The organism is Qipengyuania polymorpha (assembly GCF_019711435.1).
Classification (GTDB): domain Bacteria; phylum Pseudomonadota; class Alphaproteobacteria; order Sphingomonadales; family Sphingomonadaceae; genus Qipengyuania; species Qipengyuania polymorpha.
Genome location: NZ_JAIGNK010000002.1, coordinates 176,346 through 191,456, shown reverse-complemented (window position 1 = coordinate 191,456; position 15,111 = coordinate 176,346). Strand labels below are relative to the sequence as shown.

Annotated in this window: 17 protein-coding genes and 1 pseudogene; 10 read left to right on the top strand and 8 right to left on the bottom strand. The window is 64.2% G+C overall.

Going from position 1 to position 15,111, the window contains the following annotated elements; genetic code table 11:
• The first annotated feature begins 12 nt into the window (after nt 1-12).
• From K3152_RS06310 to K3152_RS06295, 4 genes are all read left to right on the top strand, one after another.
• Nucleotides 13-453, top strand: a complete 441-nt coding sequence (locus K3152_RS06310) for a DNA polymerase III subunit chi (RefSeq protein ID WP_221573704.1) — start codon at nt 13-15, stop codon at nt 451-453.
• Nucleotides 454-494: 41 nt separating this feature from the next.
• A complete protein-coding gene (locus tag K3152_RS06305; protein WP_221573271.1) occupies nt 495-1,013 on the top strand; it encodes a hypothetical protein in 519 nt (172 codons plus the stop codon).
• 85 nt (nt 1,014-1,098) lie between these two features.
• The gene (gene ndk, locus K3152_RS06300) at nt 1,099-1,521 is read left to right on the top strand and encodes a nucleoside-diphosphate kinase (RefSeq protein WP_040965769.1); all 423 of its coding nucleotides are present in this window, start codon (nt 1,099-1,101) and stop codon (nt 1,519-1,521) included.
• Between the two features lie 131 nt (nt 1,522-1,652).
• A complete protein-coding gene (locus K3152_RS06295; protein ID WP_221573270.1) occupies nt 1,653-1,982 on the top strand; it encodes a nuclear transport factor 2 family protein in 330 nt (109 codons plus the stop codon).
• On the opposite strand, the gene K3152_RS06290 is transcribed toward K3152_RS06295, so the two are convergent.
• The 4 genes and pseudogenes from K3152_RS06290 to purM form a co-directional block, all read right to left on the bottom strand.
• Entirely contained in the window at nt 1,979-3,166 is a 1,188-nt protein-coding gene (locus K3152_RS06290; protein WP_221573269.1) for a sulfotransferase family protein, read from the bottom strand. The two genes, K3152_RS06295 and K3152_RS06290, sit on opposite strands and share 4 nt — an antisense overlap.
• Nucleotides 3,163-3,372: a hypothetical protein gene (locus tag K3152_RS06285; RefSeq protein ID WP_221573268.1), complete on the bottom strand. Its 210-nt coding sequence runs from the start codon at nt 3,370-3,372 to the stop codon at nt 3,163-3,165. The genes K3152_RS06290 and K3152_RS06285 overlap by 4 nt, the downstream gene beginning before the upstream one ends.
• A pseudogene (gene purN, locus K3152_RS06280) lies at nt 3,372-3,947 on the bottom strand (phosphoribosylglycinamide formyltransferase); the annotation flags it as partial. The pseudogene purN and the gene K3152_RS06285, both read right to left, overlap by 1 nt.
• Complete coding sequence (gene purM / locus K3152_RS06275) at nt 3,940-5,037, bottom strand: phosphoribosylformylglycinamidine cyclo-ligase (RefSeq protein ID WP_221573267.1); 1,098 nt, start codon at nt 5,035-5,037, stop codon at nt 3,940-3,942. The gene purM and the pseudogene purN, both read right to left, overlap by 8 nt.
• A gap of 91 nt (nt 5,038-5,128) precedes the next feature.
• Here purM and K3152_RS06270 point away from each other — a divergent pair, with 91 nt between their 5' ends.
• The 4 genes from K3152_RS06270 to K3152_RS06255 are packed head-to-tail and all read left to right on the top strand — an operon-like array spanning nt 5,129 to nt 8,116.
• Nucleotides 5,129-6,400, top strand: a complete 1,272-nt coding sequence (locus K3152_RS06270) for a heavy-metal-associated domain-containing protein (RefSeq protein ID WP_221573266.1) — start codon at nt 5,129-5,131, stop codon at nt 6,398-6,400.
• 22 nt (nt 6,401-6,422) lie between these two features.
• A complete protein-coding gene (locus K3152_RS06265) occupies nt 6,423-7,034 on the top strand; it encodes a P-loop NTPase family protein (protein ID WP_221573265.1) in 612 nt (203 codons plus the stop codon).
• A gap of 27 nt (nt 7,035-7,061) precedes the next feature.
• Nucleotides 7,062-7,763 carry a serine O-acetyltransferase EpsC gene (gene epsC, locus K3152_RS06260; RefSeq protein ID WP_221573264.1) on the top strand — a complete coding sequence of 234 codons (702 nt, stop codon included), beginning with the start codon at nt 7,062-7,064 and terminating at the stop codon, nt 7,761-7,763.
• Nucleotides 7,763-8,116 (top strand): DUF2794 domain-containing protein, encoded by a 354-nt coding sequence (locus K3152_RS06255; protein WP_221573263.1) that lies wholly within the window; start codon nt 7,763-7,765, stop codon nt 8,114-8,116. The genes epsC and K3152_RS06255 overlap by 1 nt, the downstream gene beginning before the upstream one ends.
• 55 nt (nt 8,117-8,171) lie before the next feature.
• On the opposite strand, the gene K3152_RS06250 is transcribed toward K3152_RS06255, so the two are convergent.
• The 3 genes from K3152_RS06250 to K3152_RS06240 form a co-directional block, all read right to left on the bottom strand.
• Nucleotides 8,172-9,233 (bottom strand): hypothetical protein, encoded by a 1,062-nt coding sequence (locus tag K3152_RS06250; RefSeq protein WP_221573703.1) that lies wholly within the window; start codon nt 9,231-9,233, stop codon nt 8,172-8,174.
• Nucleotides 9,234-9,365: 132 nt separating this feature from the next.
• Complete coding sequence (locus K3152_RS06245; RefSeq protein WP_221573262.1) at nt 9,366-10,295, bottom strand: SDR family NAD(P)-dependent oxidoreductase; 930 nt, start codon at nt 10,293-10,295, stop codon at nt 9,366-9,368.
• 130 nt (nt 10,296-10,425) lie between these two features.
• Complete coding sequence (locus tag K3152_RS06240) at nt 10,426-11,109, bottom strand: HAD-IA family hydrolase (RefSeq protein ID WP_221573261.1); 684 nt, start codon at nt 11,107-11,109, stop codon at nt 10,426-10,428.
• Between the two features lie 61 nt (nt 11,110-11,170).
• Here K3152_RS06240 and glmU point away from each other — a divergent pair, with 61 nt between their 5' ends.
• Entirely contained in the window at nt 11,171-12,538 is a 1,368-nt protein-coding gene (gene glmU / locus K3152_RS06235; RefSeq protein ID WP_221573260.1) for a bifunctional UDP-N-acetylglucosamine diphosphorylase/glucosamine-1-phosphate N-acetyltransferase GlmU, read from the top strand.
• 50 nt (nt 12,539-12,588) lie between these two features.
• Nucleotides 12,589-12,813, top strand: a complete 225-nt coding sequence (locus K3152_RS06230; RefSeq protein WP_345719770.1) for a hypothetical protein — start codon at nt 12,589-12,591, stop codon at nt 12,811-12,813.
• A 51-nt stretch (nt 12,814-12,864) separates the two neighbouring features.
• Here K3152_RS06230 and K3152_RS06225 read toward each other — a convergent pair whose 3' ends face one another.
• Complete coding sequence (locus tag K3152_RS06225; protein ID WP_221573259.1) at nt 12,865-14,997, bottom strand: prolyl oligopeptidase family serine peptidase; 2,133 nt, start codon at nt 14,995-14,997, stop codon at nt 12,865-12,867.
• Nucleotides 14,998-15,111 lie beyond the last annotated feature (114 nt).

The following is a 15,111-nucleotide window of genomic DNA, read 5'->3' as shown; positions in this document are numbered from 1 at the left end:
GGAGAGCCTCCAATCCGCGTCGATTTTTACCAGCTAAGCAAGGACCCGGTCGATGTGACCGTGGCCAAGCTCGCCCGCAGAGTCTTGCAGGCGGGCGAGCGGCTGGTTGTGGTCGCCGCCGATGAAGGACTGCGCGAGCATGTCTCCAAGACGCTGTGGCAGCAGGGCGGAGGCAGCTTCCTCGCCCATGGTCCCGCTGACGGGCCGCATGCAGCGCGCCAGCCCATCCTCATCGCCGAAGATTGCGCCGCACAGAACGAAGCCCGCATGGCGATCCTCGCCGACGGGCAGTGGCGCGAGGAAGCAGCCAAGTTCGACCGCACCATGTTGCTGTTCGACGCTGACGCGACCGAAGCTGCACGTGGCCTTTGGCGCGAACTTGCCGCGCGGGACGACATCGACAATCGCATCTTCAAGCAGACCCCCGAAGGCGGCTGGCGCGAGGGTCGCTGAATTCCCTAGGAACTTGAACAGCTTTCGCCCGTCGAATGGGCATGAGATTTGCGCTTTCACTGTTCCTGATCCCCGCCCTCGCTCTCACCGCCTGTAAGAAGGTGGATGACGAGAGCGAAGCCGATACCGCTGAAGAGATGGGCGAACCCGTCGGCTCCTACGACATCGACCCTGCAAGCGGCGAGGTGCGCGCCACCCATACCGACGCTGCCGGAGTGACGACCACGATGCGCGCGGGCGAGAAGGTGGAAGCGCGTTTTCCCGAACCTTTCACCGCCTATCCCGGCGCGGACATCACCAACACCACGCGGGTCGAGCAGGGAGAGGGTGCCTTCGTGACGGTCGAATTCACGACCGAGGACACGCGGGACGAGGTGGTGAAATTCTATCGCGCACAGGCCAGCAAGGCCGGCATCGAACCCGATATCGAAGTCTCGGGCGGCGCAACCACCACGCTCGGCGGCGAAAACCGTCAGAAGGAGATGCGCTTCGCCCTGCAGGTTACCCGCGTTTCGGCCCTCACCGAGGGCCAGCTGACCGTGGCACGCGGCTTCGACTAATTCTTGCCCCGCCGCCTCCTTGGCGCTAGGGGCGCGCGCGAGAACTCTCTCCCCTCAAAAAAGACATTTCGCAAGGAACACTATCATGGCGGTTACCCGCACCTTTTCGATCATCAAGCCCGATGCCACCCGCCGCAACCTGACCGGCGCCGTCACCAAGATGCTCGAAGACGCCGGCCTGCGCGTCGTCGCTTCGAAGCGCATCCACATGACCCGCGAACAGGCCGAAGGCTTCTACGCGGTCCACAAGGAACGCCCCTTCTTCGGTGAACTGGTCGACTTCATGATCTCGGGTCCGGTCGTCGTGCAGGTTCTCGAAGGCGAAAACGCCGTGAAGGCGAACCGCGACGTGATGGGCGCCACCAACCCGGCCGATGCCGACGAAGGCACCATTCGCAAGACCTATGCAGAAAGCATCGAAGCAAACTCGGTCCACGGTTCGGACAGCGACGAGAACGCCAAGATCGAAATCGACTTCTTCTTCAACGAAGACGAAATCGTCGGCTGATTCCAGCCGTTTGCGAAATTTTCGCAAACAAACAAATGAGTTAGCTAACGGGCGCATCTTTTGCTAAAGATGCGCCCGTTATGGTTTTCGGGTCCCTGTTACCAAGGCCGCGTGGGAAGCGGGAAAAGGCTGTGCGAGATCTCGCCGCAGCCCTCAACTCGCTCGACTACGGCCGGGCGGGCGAATTGCTCGCCGACGATATCGTCGTCTTCAATGTCCGCGGCGGCCGGACCGAGGGACGCGATGCCTTCATCGAGAAAGACCGCGGTTTCCGCGAGCCGGCCCGCGCTGTCATCGCGCTCGACGACATCATCCATCACAATGACGAGGTACTCGTCCGTGGGCGTCTGGACAGCCCGGTGCCCGAAGTCGGCGGCCCGACCATGTGGCGCGTGGGTTTCAATGGGCCGCTGATTTCCGAAATCGAAATCACGCGCAGCGGCCAGGAGATCGACGCCTAGTTCGCGAAGTTCAGCATCTGGGCCTTATGGTGCCTGTGCGCATCGTCGCGTGAAGCGGCGCGCTCTTTCCTCATCGCGCTTTCTACATCGCCGGTGAATTTCACCCCAAGAACGGCGTAGGTTTCGGCAATCGCATCGCGCCAATCTGCATTCAATCGTGCGAAATCGACCACGGCCACAGGCCCGGTGAATGTGTCGAGCGCCGAGGTCATCCGCTCCTCGCGTAGCGCTACCTTGCGCCGCCATTCCCGCTCCAGCGCCGAGAGGTCGTGCTCGTCGCTCTGGAACGCCATCTGGCTGGCGACCATCGATATGCTGCTGGCGAGGACATCATCGGTGTCGCGGCGGCAGTGGACGATGCGAGCGTCGGGGAATTGTGCGAGGAGGGCGGGAAGATCCTCGGCAAATTGCGGGCATTTGAGGACGCGTGGCCGCTCCGCAGTGTCGTGGAAAGCCGCGTCGGTGCGCAGGATGCGGGCAAACTCGCGGTAGACCGGGCCGGCATCGCGCGCTTCGCTGAAGGCGAGATAGGCGGGAATGCGCCATTGTGCTTCGAAGGCGGCAGGCGAGAGCGCAGCGGCAAGCCAGCCGATTTCCTCGTCGGTCCGCGTCGCGCCGAAGGGATGGACCGTGTCGAGCCAGGGGTTGACGCGGCGCGCCATGAACAGGGCCGCGCGGGCCTTCATTGGACGCAGGTCAGGGCGTGACGGGACCGGGTTGTGGCTGTCGCAAAAGCGCGTCCCGGAAAACTGCGGGTCGGCAGCCAGCAGGCGCTGGACCCGCGTGGTGCCGCTACGCATCTGGCCGAGCACGATGATGGGCGGGGCGAGCGGCGTCGATGCCGAGCCTGGCTCTTCGCGCCATAACCTGCCGAGCGCATGGCGGGTGCGGATGGCGCTCTTCAACTGGCCATAGGCCATCGTGTGGCCGAGCGCGTTGAGGTTGGCATCGGCTAGCGAGGAGCAGAGCCTCTCCAGCCGCAGCCGGAAGTCCGCGACATCCTCCTCGCTGCGCAGCGAAACCTCGTCCTCGCGTGAATATCCTGTCGACCCCACACCCCAAAGGTAATCGGGTTCGAGCGGCGGTTTCTCGTCCCAACCGCGTGTCCAGATTGTTGCAATCAGGTGCTCGGCCCGTTCTGCGAATTTCGACCGGGTAAAGGGATGGGGTCGGGACGGCGTCACCCCTGCCGATCTTTCCAGCGCGCGTAGAGCGTTTCGGCCAGCTTGCGCAGCAGATGCGCGCCAATAAGCACGCCTGCCGTCACCAGCACGGCATCGAGCATGTCGACCTCCTCGGTCTGCCAGCTCTGGTCATCGTCAAAGGCAACCATGGCAAGTGCGATGACGGCGACGAGGAAGAAGAGGTAGGGTGTTATGCGGCCTCTCATCGCGCCCGCTCCAGATAGTCGTTCAGCACGCGCGGGTAGAGCTGGTGTTCGGCGAAGCGGACACGCTCGGCGAGGCTGTCGGCAGTCTCGCCTTTGCGGATGGCGACCCGCATCTGGCCGAGCACTTCGCCTGCGTCGAGTTCGGGAGTCACGAGATGGACCGAGACCCCGCCGTGGCTGTCGCCTGCATCGATGGCGCGCTGGTGGGTATCGAGGCCGGGGTAGTTCGGCAGCAGCGAGGGATGGATGTTGAGCATCCGGCCTTCCCAGCGCTTCGCGAAATCGTCGGTCAGGATGCGCATGTAGCCCGCAAGGACGATATACTCCGCTCCGGCCTCGCGCGCTGCCTGCTCCATCGCCGCATCATGCTCGGCGCGCTGCATGCCCTTGTGCGAGAGGGCGAAGGTATGGATGCCCTCGGCGGCGGCGAGCGCCAGCCCCTCGGCCATCGGGTCGTTGGCGGCGACGAGTACTACTTCATAGGCGGCCTCTGGCAAATTCGCTGCATAGAGCAGCGCGGCCATGTTGCTGCCGCGCCCGGAAATGAAGATCGCGACCTTCGCCTTCTCAGCCAAGGTGGACCGCCTCCCAGTCGTCCTTGGCAGACCAGGTCCCTTGCGACCCGCGCACGGTGCAGCCCTTGTCGCCTTCCACGATGCGGCCGACGGCGAGGACCTGCTCGCCAGCGTCTTCGAGACGGCTGCGGACGAGTTCGACCTTGGAGGGGGCAACAGCCAGCACCATGCCGACGCCGCAGTTGAAGGTGCGGGCCATCTCGCCGGGCTCGATATTTCCCTGCGCCTGCAGGAAGGCCATAAGGCCGGGCTGGTCCCAGCCGTCTGCCTCGACTTCGGCATGCGCGCCTTCGGGCAGCACGCGCGGGATGTTCTCGAGCAGGCCGCCTCCGGTGATATGCGCCATCGCGTCGATGAGCCCGTCGCGCACAAGCGGGAGGAGCGTCTTCACATAGATGCGGGTCGGCTCGAGCAGCGTTTCGATGAGCAATTTGTCTTGGTCGAACAGGGCAGGGCGGTCGAGCTTCCAGCCCTTGTCTTCGGCAAGCCGGCGAACGAGCGAGAAACCGTTCGAATGCACGCCCGAACTTGCGAGGCCGAGCAGGATGTGGCCGGGCGCCACGCGCTCGCCGGTCAGCTGCTCGCCGCGCTCGACGGCGCCGACACAGAAACCGGCGAGGTCGTAATCGCCCGCCGCATACATGCCGGGCATTTCGGCCGTCTCGCCGCCGATAAGCGCGCATCCGGCTTCTTTGCAGCCCTCGGCGATGCCCGCAATGACACGCTCGGCAACGCCATTCTCCAGCTTGCCGGTGGCGAAATAGTCGAGGAAGAAAAGCGGCTCTGCGCCCTGCACGATAAGGTCGTTCACGCACATGGCGACGAGGTCGATGCCAACCGTGTCGTGGCGGTCCGTATCGATGGCGAGCTTCAGCTTGGTGCCGACACCGTCGTTGCCTGCGACTAGCAGCGGGTCCTTGTAACCGGCTGCCTTGGGATCGAAGAACCCGCCGAAGCCGCCGATTTCGCCGTCCGTTCCGGGACGCATGGTGGCTTTCACGAGTGGTCCGATGGCTTTCACCAGCCGGTTGCCGGCGTCGATGGAAACCCCGGCCTGTTCGTAGGTGTAGGAAGGCGTGTCGCTGCTCATGCCAGCGCCTTTCGCGCATATCGCAGCGAATTTCCAGCATTCCCGCTTGGATTTCCCGAATGCTTTGGGCAAAAGGCGCGGCAGACACCCCATGGGCACGCAAATTTCTCAACCCGGCCGTAAACGACTGGCCCTCATCGCCACCGGCATCGCCCTTGCAGGCGGAGCGGGATGGCTGGCGCAGGCGCAGGTCGGCGGCGACCGCGGTATCGCGGCGGTGGCCGCATCGCGCGACATCCAGGTCTCCGATATCGAGGTCGACGTGAGCGCCGAAAGCGGCGTGAAGGCGCGCGAAGAGGCATGGCGCGAGGCGCAGGTGAAGGCGTGGGAGAAGCTCGACGGGCCGAAATTGCCCGAATCGCGTATCGCCGGACTGGTCTCGGCCATAGTCATCGAGCGAGAGCGGCTGGGGCCGAAACGCTATGTCGCCACGCTGGGCGTGATTTTCGACCGCCAGCGGGCCTCGGCCTATCTTGGCGAGGAAGGCCGCGCGGCGCGCAGCGCGCCGATGCTGGTGCTGCCCGTGACCGTCTCCGCGGGAACGCAGCTAATGTACGAGCAGCGCAACCCGTGGCAGCGCGCATGGGCGGAATTCCAGGCCGGCCAGAGCCGCGTGAACTACGTGCGCCCGCAAGGTTCGGGCGGCGAATCGCTGCTGCTGACCTATGGCCAGACCACCCGCCGCAGCCGCGTGTGGTGGAGCAATATCCTTGACGAATTCGGCGCGGCCGACGTGCTCGTGCCGATTGCGAACCTGCGCTACACCTACCCCGGCGGCCCCATCGAAGGCACTTTCACCGCGCGCCACGGGCCGGACAACGAGTTCCTCGACAGCTTCACCATGACCGCGGAAAGCCCCGAAGAGCTTCCCGCGATGCTCTCGCGGGCGGTGCGCCGCTTCGATGCGACTTTCCAGGTTGCGCTGGGCAGCGGCGTCATCAAGCCCGACCCCACGCTCAACATCAAGCAGGGCGACCTCAATCCGGCCATCCAGCGACTGGTCGACCTTGGCCGTGCGTTGCGTCGCCAAGACGAGGCGCAGGAAGCCGCGGCAGCCGAGCCTACCGAGGCCAGCGGCGGTGCCATCAGCTCCGCGCCCATCAACCGTCCGCCGCCCGAAGGTTCGGTTGCGCTCTACACGGTGCAGTTCGCCTCGCCCGATGCAGCGGCCTTCGGTGCCATTCTCGCCGATGTACGCGGCACGAACGGCGTACGCTCGACAGGCGTCCGCTCGACCGCGATTGGCGGGACTTCGGTGATGACCGTCAGCTATGCGGGCTCCATCGGCCAGCTTGCCGATGCGCTGCGCGCCAAGGGCTTCACCGTACAGCAGACCTCGACAGCGCTCGTTATCAGCCGCTAATCACCCTGGTCGAGCTGCCGATATGACGCAGATTGCGCTTCCTCTTGACCATGCCGGGCCGCAGGGACCCGCAAGTATCGTCATCGGCGATGCGAATATGCGCGTGGCCGAGGCGCTGGCGGCTACGCAGGACTGGCCCTACGGCTGCGCTATCCTTGCCGGGCCTCCACGCTCGGGCAAATCGCTGTTTGCGCGCTGGTTCGGCTCGCACACGGGCGGCGGTGCCATCGACGATGCCGATAGCAAGGACGAGACCGAGATTTTCCATGCGTGGAACCGCGCAAGAGAAGACGGCTACCCGCTATTGCTGACCGTCGGGGCCGAGGGCTGGGATATCGAGCTGCCCGATTTGCGCAGCCGTATGGGCGCCGCGCTCCAGCTCGAAATCGGCGCGCCGGACGATGACATGGCCGCGGAATTGATGCTCAGCCATGCCGCCCAGCGCGGCCTTGCGCTGGGCGAGGGGGCGCCCGCTTACCTCATCCCGCGCATGGAGCGCAGCCATGCCGCGATCGAACGGATTGTCGCCGAAATCGACCGGCTCAGCCTTGAACGGATGGCGCCTGCCACCATGTCCATCTGGCGCGACGCGCTCGAGGCGGTCCAAGGCCCCGAGCAGGCGCGCTTGCTTTGAACTGCGACAAGTGAGAGAATCGGGCCCATGCTGGAAGGACTGATAGCCTATCTGGACTCGATCAAGGCGCGCGACCCCGCGCCGCGCAGCCGCTGGGAAGTGCTGCTTTACCCGGGTGTCTGGGCGCTGGCCTATCACCGCATGGCGCACTGGCTGTTCGAGGCGGACCTCTTCTTCCTCGCCCGACTGGTCAATCACTGGAGCCGGATGGTGACCGGTATCGACATCCATCCGGGTGCGAAAATCGGGAAGAACTTCTTCATCGACCACGGATTCACCGTCATCGGCGAGACCGCGCAGATCGGCGACAATGTCACCATCTATCAGTGCGTGACGCTGGGCGGGACCAACCCGACCAACGGCGTGGGCGGCAAGCGTCATCCCACGATCGAGGATGAAGTCATCATCGGCTCGGGCGCGCAGGTCATCGGCCCCATCACCGTGGGCCGCCGCGCACGTATCGGCGCGAATGCGGTGGTGACCGACGAAGTGCCCGAAGGCGCGACCATGATTGGCCTCAAGGCACGCAGCACGCTGGTTCCGGCCGAAGAGTGGATGAAGGAATTCATGCCCTACGGCACGCCCTGCGACGACCCGTGCGAAAGCGCGCGCGAGGTCGGGCGCGACTGCGTCGAAAAGCTCGAGAGCGAATTGAAGGCGCTGCGCAGCGAACTCGATGAACTGCGCGCCGAACGTGAACCGCAGCAGCGCAGCGGTACCGCCGACTGATGGTCACGCAGGGCGGCGTCAATGTCGTAGCTTTCCCGGGCCGCAAGCCCAACCAGGTCGGGTTTTCCCGCGAGGAACTGACCAAGATACTCGATGTCTATGGCCGGATGGTCGCTGCCGGGCAGTGGCGCGACTATGCGATGGATTTCACCAAGGACACCGCCACCTTCGCCGCCTTCGTGCGTCATGCCGAACGCCCGCAGGCGCGGTTGGAGAAACGCCCGTCATTGCGCAGCAAGCAAGGCATGTGGACGCTGTTCGGCGAGCACGGGCAAGTCCTCAAGCGCGGGCATGAACTCGCCGGGGTCATGGCGCCCATCGAACGCCGCCTCCTGAAAGCGGTCGAGGACTGACACGAAAAAGGGGCCCGCCATGCTGGCGAGCCCCTTTCCCTCGGTGGTCCGATTGTCAGGCGGTGGCGGGAAGCCGTGCCTGGAAGTCGGTCGGGAGGCCTTTCACCACGCTGCGGCGAATGGGCGTCCACAGCGCGCTCAGCGTCAGCAGAGCCGAGCCGATGACCAGCGCGGTCAGCGCGAAATTCAGCTCAACCGCGCCGAATTCGCGGAAGAGGAAGGTCAGCGCAATTAGAACATAGGCCAGCGCCGAGACCAGCAGCGCGCGGCGGTCGACAGCCAGCGCCACGAGGCCGAACACGACATAGACCGCCAGCACACCGACGGCTGCCCCGACACCGATATTGTCGCCTTCGATAACGCCGATCAGGGCGAAAATCGGGTGGGCAATCATCGGCGCTGCGAGAAGGTGCAGCCAGAAGGCCACGTCGCTGCGGCGCGTTTCGCGGCGCGGGTCGCTCATGTCCCAGCGCATGGCGAAGGCGAAGATGACGAGACCAGCCACGAAGACGAGGCTGAGGATGATGGTCTCCATGTTCGGGTTCTTGGGACCGATGGCCGCCACGATGAGCGCGATGACCGTCCCGGCAATTGCCGCTGTTCCGGCTGCAATCGTGATGGGGACCATGAAGCGGCGCCAGTGCAGCCATGCCGCACCCGCGGTCAGCAGGCCGGAGAGCGCAATCAGCAGCACGCCGACCGTATCGGCAGGCGAATTCGCACCGTCGAAGGCTGCAACAATCAGGCCGATGAAGGTCATGAAAGTGCCGCCTACGAAGGCCAGCAGCAGGATGATACTCGGCAGCGCCATGCGTTTCTTGGCGGTGAAGAACTCGGCCAGCATCCATGCCGTGCCCGCGACCAGCGCAGCGCTGACGGGCGAGGGGCCGTTGTTGTTGCTCCAGAAGGCATCACCGATGGCCGCCATCGCCATCAGCAGGATAACCGCCCCGATGCTGACGAAGATGTCGTTGAAACCGGTGATGAGGCGGAAATGCTCCGCATCGGCGGGCACCGCGTCGCGCGAAGCGGCGACATGGGCGCGCAGGGCATTGGCGGCATCGGAGGTGATTGCCCCCGCCGCGACTGCCGAATTCAGGTCTTCCTGGCTATACATTGCCATTTCTCCCCATTGATGGATGGGTGAGGCATAGACCTAGTGTATTAATACGTCAATACGCCTCGCGAGGGCAAGGAAAAGCCCCGGCTCGGCAATGCGAACCGGGGCTTCCTGATATTGCTGCCGAAATCAGCCGCGTGCGGAGGAGGGGCCGGTGCCCGTGACCTTCTGCATCGCGGTGAGGATGGCGCCCGACTGTTCCGAACCCGACTGCGGAGCCTTGAGGTTCGAGAACTCGGAAATCTTGTCCCAGTTGGCGGCAAAACCTTCGACCGTCCGCTCGCCATCGGGCAGCCAGACGGCGTCGTTCATGACCGTCCATGCCGAGTGATAGCCGCCTGCGCCTGCGCCGACGATGGCATTGGTCGGCGCATCTTCGCTGACGAGGAAGAGCGCAGCGGGGACCACGTTGACTGGGTCGAACAGCTTGAAGGCTTCTTCGGGGAAGAGATCTTCGGTCATGCGCGTGCCGGCGACGGGCGACAGCGTGTTGACCTTGATGCCGTATTTCGCGCCTTCAAGCTGCAGCGTCTTGGTCAGGCCGGCAAGGCCGAGCTTGGCTGCGCCGTAGTTCGCCTGGCCGAAATTGCCGAAGAGGCCGGTCGAGGAAGCGGTCATCAGGATGCGGCCATAGGCCTGCTCGCGCATGGTTTCCCACACGGCCTTGCTGACATTGGCCGACCCGTTGAGGTGCACGTCGACGACGAATTCGAAGTCGTCCATCGTCATCTTGGCGAAGGTCTTGTCGCGCAGCACGCCAGCGTTGTTGATGACGATGTGCACGCCGCCGAACTTCTGCTTGGCGTCGGCGACCATCTTTTCCACCTGCTCGTATTCGGTGACGCTGCCGCCGTTCGACATGGCTTCGCCGCCCATCTTCTCGATTTCCTCGACGACCTCGAGGGCCATGTCGGAGTGGCCGGTGCCGTCGCGCGCACCGCCGAGGTCGTTGACGACGACCTTCGCGCCGCGGCGGGCGAGTTCGAGCGCATATTCGCGGCCCAGGCCCCCGCCTGCGCCGGTGACGATGGCTACCTTGTCCTTGAAGTCGATGGTCATGTGGGGGCTCCTGCTCTTGGTTGTTTGTCGTTTACGTAAAGGTCAATTGATGTCGCGGACTGCCACTTTCCCTTCGCACTTGCAACAGGGGGCGCGGCGAAGCGCGATGCCGTAGGGTCAGGATGCGCGCCTAGAGGCGAAGAAGGGCAGGGATAAGCCCTTCCAGCGAATCAATCGCTGCGTCGGCGCCAAGTTCCTCCGCCGTGCCGTCGCAATAGCCATAGCACGCCGAAACCACCGGAACGCCCGCCGCGCGTGCGGCCTTCATGTCGTAGCTGCTGTCGCCGACGAAGACCGTGCGGCCACCGCCGCCCATCTCGCGCGCCTTCAGGATGGGGTCGGGCGCGGGCTTGGCGATGTGCTTGCCGTCGGGTCCCTTGCCGAGGCTGTCGCCGCCGATAACGAAGGCGAAGCGTTGGGCAAGTCCCAGTTCGCTTAAGATGCCGCGCGCGAATTGCTCGAACTTGTTGGTCACCACGCCCACGGTCACGCCCAGCGCGGCCAGTTCGTCCAGCACCTCCACCGCGTGCGGGTAGGGCCTTGTGTGGACCGCGTAATTCTCGCCGTAATAGGTGAGCATCGCCTTGTAGAGCTTGCGGAACTCCTCATGGGCCAGCCCGCCTTGCGCATCGACGGCCTGCTTGAGCATGATTTTCGCCCCGCCGCCGATGAGGTCGGTCGCGCTTTCGATGGGGACCTTGGCAAAACCGCCCAGTGCCAGCGCGTGATTGACTGCCGTGCCCAGGTCCCGATGCGTTTCGAGCAGTGTGCCGTCGAGGTCGAAGGCGACGATATCGAAGGGAAAATCAGCCATTAGGCTCGAACTGCAGGATGGTTCTTCAAACTGCAAGCGATTGGTGGCATGGCCCCTTTCCATGAACAAAAGCAGAGATTTCGCCGTCGTCATCCTCGCAGCCGGCAAGGGCTCGCGCCTCAAGAGCGGGATGCACAAGGTGCTCCACAACATCGCCGGGCGCCCGATTATCGAGCATCTGATGGCGCAGGTCGCCATCGTCCAGCCCGCGAAGACCATCGTCATCGTGGGTGACGAGCGCCAGCAGGTCATCGACCAGGTTTCCGACCGTGCGACCTGCGTGGTGCAGGAACCGCAGCTCGGCACGGGCCATGCGGTGGCGCAGGCGAAGGAAGCGCTCGAGGGCTTCGACGGCGATGTCATCATGCTGCTGGGCGATGCGCCTTTTATCACCGCCGTGACCATGATCGAAATGCTCGAGCGTCTGCGCGCGGCCGACGAACCTGCCGTGGTGGTGCTCGGCTTCGAGCCAGACGATGCGCTCCAATATGGCCGGGTCATCACCCATGCCGACATGACCATCGAGAAAATGGTCGAATTCAAGGACGCCAACGAGGCCGAACGCGCCACACGCCTGTGCAACTCGGGCCTGATGGCGGCCAAAAGCGGCGACTTGTTCGACCTCCTCCAGCGCGTCGACAACAACAATGCGCAGGGCGAGTATTACCTGCCCGACATCGTCAACGTGGCGGTGGCCGACGGGCGCACCTGCGCTGCCGTGGTGGCGGAAAAGCCCGAGGAAGTGCTCGGCATCAATTCGCGCAAGGAACTCGCCGCGGCAGAGCGCCAGTGGCAGGAACTCCGCCGCGAGGAAGCGCTGGAGAACGGCGTCACGCTCAAGGCCCCCGATACGGTCTTCTTCAGCTACGACACCGAGCTCGCCACCGATGTGACCATCGAGCCCAATGTCGTCTTCGGCCCCGGCGTGAAGGTCGAACGCGGCGCGCGCATCCGCGCCTTCAGCCACCTCGAAGGGGCGCATGTCGGCGAGGATTGCGAAGTCGGCCCCTATGCGCGTCTGCGCCCCGGAGCGGTGATGGAAAAGACCAGCAAGGTCGGCAATTTCGTCGAGATGAAAAAGGCGGTGCTGGGAGAAGGCTCCAAGGCCAACCACCTGACCTATCTCGGCGATGCCACGGTCGGTGCGGGCGCGAATATCGGAGCAGGCACCATCACCTGCAATTACGACGGCTATTTCAAGCACCAGACCACAATTGGCGAGCGCGCCTTCATCGGCTCCAACAGCGCGCTTATTGCACCGGTCGAAATCGGCGCGGACGCGATTGTCGCTGCCGGCAGCGCTGTCAGCCGCGATGTCGCGGCAGGAGAATTGCGCATGGTCCGCGCCGAGCAGATGGTGAAGCCGGGTTGGGCCGACCGCTTCCATGACACGATGAAAAAGAAGAAGGCCGCGGAGAAGAAGGGCTGAGCGAAGAGGCGCCCACATGTTGGCTGTGCGCGCGCCCGCTGGGTCGGCGCGTGCAGCAGCATCACCCGGTGCCGAAATCCAAGAAGGGGCGCGAGACGGTCCCCGTCCATCCCATCTGCCACAAGACCGTGCACAAGATCTTCACCAATGCGGAACTTTCGCGGTTCGGGGATGACCGGCCGCGGCTCCTCGAAAACGAGGAACTGGCGAGATTCCTTCGCTGGATTGCGGACAAGCCGCCCGACTTCAACGCCCCGGTTCGCCGCAGCCGATAGCAAAAGAGCGGCCCGCGCGGACCGCCCTTTCGTGTTGCGAAGAGAACGCGCTTATTCGCTCTCGTTATCGTCCATCAGGCGCTGCATCAAATAGACCATCTGCAAGGCCTGCAGCTTGGCGCGCTGCTCGTTGTCGACACCGCCCGAGTGGCCGCCGGTCATGTCCTCGTAATACCAGTAATCCTGGCCGAGTTCCTTGAGCTTGGCAGCAGCTTTCCGGGCGTGCGCGGGGTGCGTGCGGTCGTCGGCGGTCGAGGCCCAGAGGAAGGGGGCGGGGTAGTCCACGCCCTCGACAATCTTCTGGTAGGGCGAATAGCCTTCGATCCACGCGCGCTGTTCGGGGATGCGCGGATCGCCATATTCGCCGATCCACGAAGCACCGCGGCCGATGAGGTGATAGCGCAGCATGTCGAACAGCGGGATGGCGACGATGGCCGCGTCGAAGGCCTCGGGAGCCTGCGTGAAGGCGGTGCCGACCAGAAGGCCGCCTTGCGAACCGCCTTGGATGCCGAGCCGTCCCGGATTGGTTATGCCGCGAGCGACCGCGTCCTTGCCGACTGCGATGAAGTCGTCCCAGGTGCGCTGCTTGTTCTCGCGAATGGCGCTCTGGTGCCAGCCGGGGCCGAATTCGCCGCCGCCGCGCAGGTTGGCGAGGATGAAGGCGCCGCCTTTCTCGAGCCACATCTTGCCGGTCAGCGAGCGGTAGCTCGGTAGCTGCGAGACCTGGAAGCCGCCATAGCCATAGAGCAGGGTCGGCGTGGTGCCGTCCATCTCCATGCCCTTGGGCTTTACGAGGAAGTAGGGGATTTTCGCGCCGTCGGGACTGGTCGCCTCGAACTGTTCGACTTCCATGCCGGTGCTGTCGAAATAGCTGGGCGAGGTCTTGAGGACCTCAGGGTCGCCGGTCCCGTCCGAATACCACAGCGTGCTGGGCGTGAGGAAATCGGTCGAGGTGAACATGATTTCGTCGGTTTCGGACGAGGTGGTCTGAACGCTGAGCGTCGCATTGTCGGGCAGCGCGACTTCACGCTGGACCCATGCGCCGTCTTCGAAATCGATTTTCACGACCTTGCCAACGACATTGTCGAGGATGGCCATATAGGCGCTGTTCGCGGTCGCACCGCCGCCGCGCTTGGTCTGGCGCTCGGCAGGAGCCCAGACGAGGGTCTTTTTCGCGCCATTGGGGTCGCGCTTGAACTCCTCGAGATCGACCGCAATCAGCGAGTCGGCGGGGAAGGTCTGTCCCTGCGTTTCCCAGTCGACATCGGTGGAGAAAGTCAGGTGGCCATCGACGATGCCGCCGATGCTGGCCTTCTTCGGCATGTCGAGTTCGAGCCACTCGCCATCGTGCCAGACGTAGTTGATGCTCTCGTGGAAGCTGATGGCGCGGAAGGCTGTGCGGCCATGGACCACGCCCTTGTTGTCGCGGATGAGGCCTGCGCCCGCCCAGACATCGCTCGCCTGACCACGGAACAGCTCGGTCGCTTCGGAAAGCGGCGTGCCGCGCTTCCAGACGCGCGTAGTGAAGGGGTATTCGCTTTCGGTGATGGTGCCGCCACCGAAGTCGCGGCTGACCAGCAGCGTGTCTTCATCGAGCCACTGGACGCCGCCCTGGCTCTTTTCTTCGATGACGAAGCCGCCTTCCACGAACTGCTTCGTGGTCATGTCGAATTCGCGCAGGATGGTGGCATCCTCGCCCCCGTCCGAGAGCGCAATCATGCACAGGCGCTGGTCGGGCGGGAGGCAGGAACTGCCCTTGTAGACCCATTCCTTGCCCTCCGCAGCGGCGAGCGCGTCGACGTCGAGGATGGTTTCCCAAACCGGATTGTCGGTCTTGTAGCTGTCGAGCGTGGTACGGCGCAGGATGCCCTTGGGGTTCTGCTTGTCCTGCCAGAAATTGTAGAGACCGTCCTTGCGGATGGAGACATAGGGCACGCGGTCCTCGGCATCGAGGATGGCGAGCGCCTCGGCGGTCAGCTCGTCGAAGCGCGGATCCTGCGCCATATGCGCCATGGTGCGGTTGTTCTCAGCCCGCACCCAGTCGAGCGCTTCGTCGCTGCGCGCTTCCTCCAGCCAGATGTAGGGGTCTTCCTCAGGGCCGGGAATGCCGTCCTGTGCAGTTGCCATAGTCGTCATGCCCAATGCCAGAGCAGCGCCGAGCGCCGCAGTCGATACCAATTTCATGAGATAGCGTCCCTCTTCCCAAAACTGATGCAGTGTTGCGGGAGGGCAAGAGAAGGGCAAGGGCGTTCGACCATCTTATCAAGCAGTTGGTCGAACGAAAAAGGGCGACCCGTT

Coding starts and splice junctions, on each gene's coding strand:
- K3152_RS06305 (WP_221573271.1), top strand. CDS start 495: ATGAGATTTGCGCTTTCACTGTTCCTGATCCCCGCCCTCGCTCTCACC.
- ndk (WP_040965769.1), top strand. CDS start 1,099: ATGGCGGTTACCCGCACCTTTTCGATCATCAAGCCCGATGCCACCCGC.
- K3152_RS06285 (WP_221573268.1), bottom strand. CDS start 3,372: ATGAGAGGCCGCATAACACCCTACCTCTTCTTCCTCGTCGCCGTCATC.
- purM (WP_221573267.1), bottom strand. CDS start 5,037: ATGAGCAGCGACACGCCTTCCTACACCTACGAACAGGCCGGGGTTTCC.
- K3152_RS06270 (WP_221573266.1), top strand. CDS start 5,129: ATGGGCACGCAAATTTCTCAACCCGGCCGTAAACGACTGGCCCTCATC.
- K3152_RS06265 (WP_221573265.1), top strand. CDS start 6,423: ATGACGCAGATTGCGCTTCCTCTTGACCATGCCGGGCCGCAGGGACCC.
- epsC (WP_221573264.1), top strand. CDS start 7,062: ATGCTGGAAGGACTGATAGCCTATCTGGACTCGATCAAGGCGCGCGAC.
- K3152_RS06255 (WP_221573263.1), top strand. CDS start 7,763: ATGGTCACGCAGGGCGGCGTCAATGTCGTAGCTTTCCCGGGCCGCAAG.
- K3152_RS06250 (WP_221573703.1), bottom strand. CDS start 9,233: ATGTATAGCCAGGAAGACCTGAATTCGGCAGTCGCGGCGGGGGCAATC.
- K3152_RS06245 (WP_221573262.1), bottom strand. CDS start 10,295: ATGACCATCGACTTCAAGGACAAGGTAGCCATCGTCACCGGCGCAGGC.
- K3152_RS06240 (WP_221573261.1), bottom strand. CDS start 11,109: ATGGCTGATTTTCCCTTCGATATCGTCGCCTTCGACCTCGACGGCACA.
- glmU (WP_221573260.1), top strand. CDS start 11,171: ATGAACAAAAGCAGAGATTTCGCCGTCGTCATCCTCGCAGCCGGCAAG.
- K3152_RS06225 (WP_221573259.1), bottom strand. CDS start 14,997: ATGAAATTGGTATCGACTGCGGCGCTCGGCGCTGCTCTGGCATTGGGC.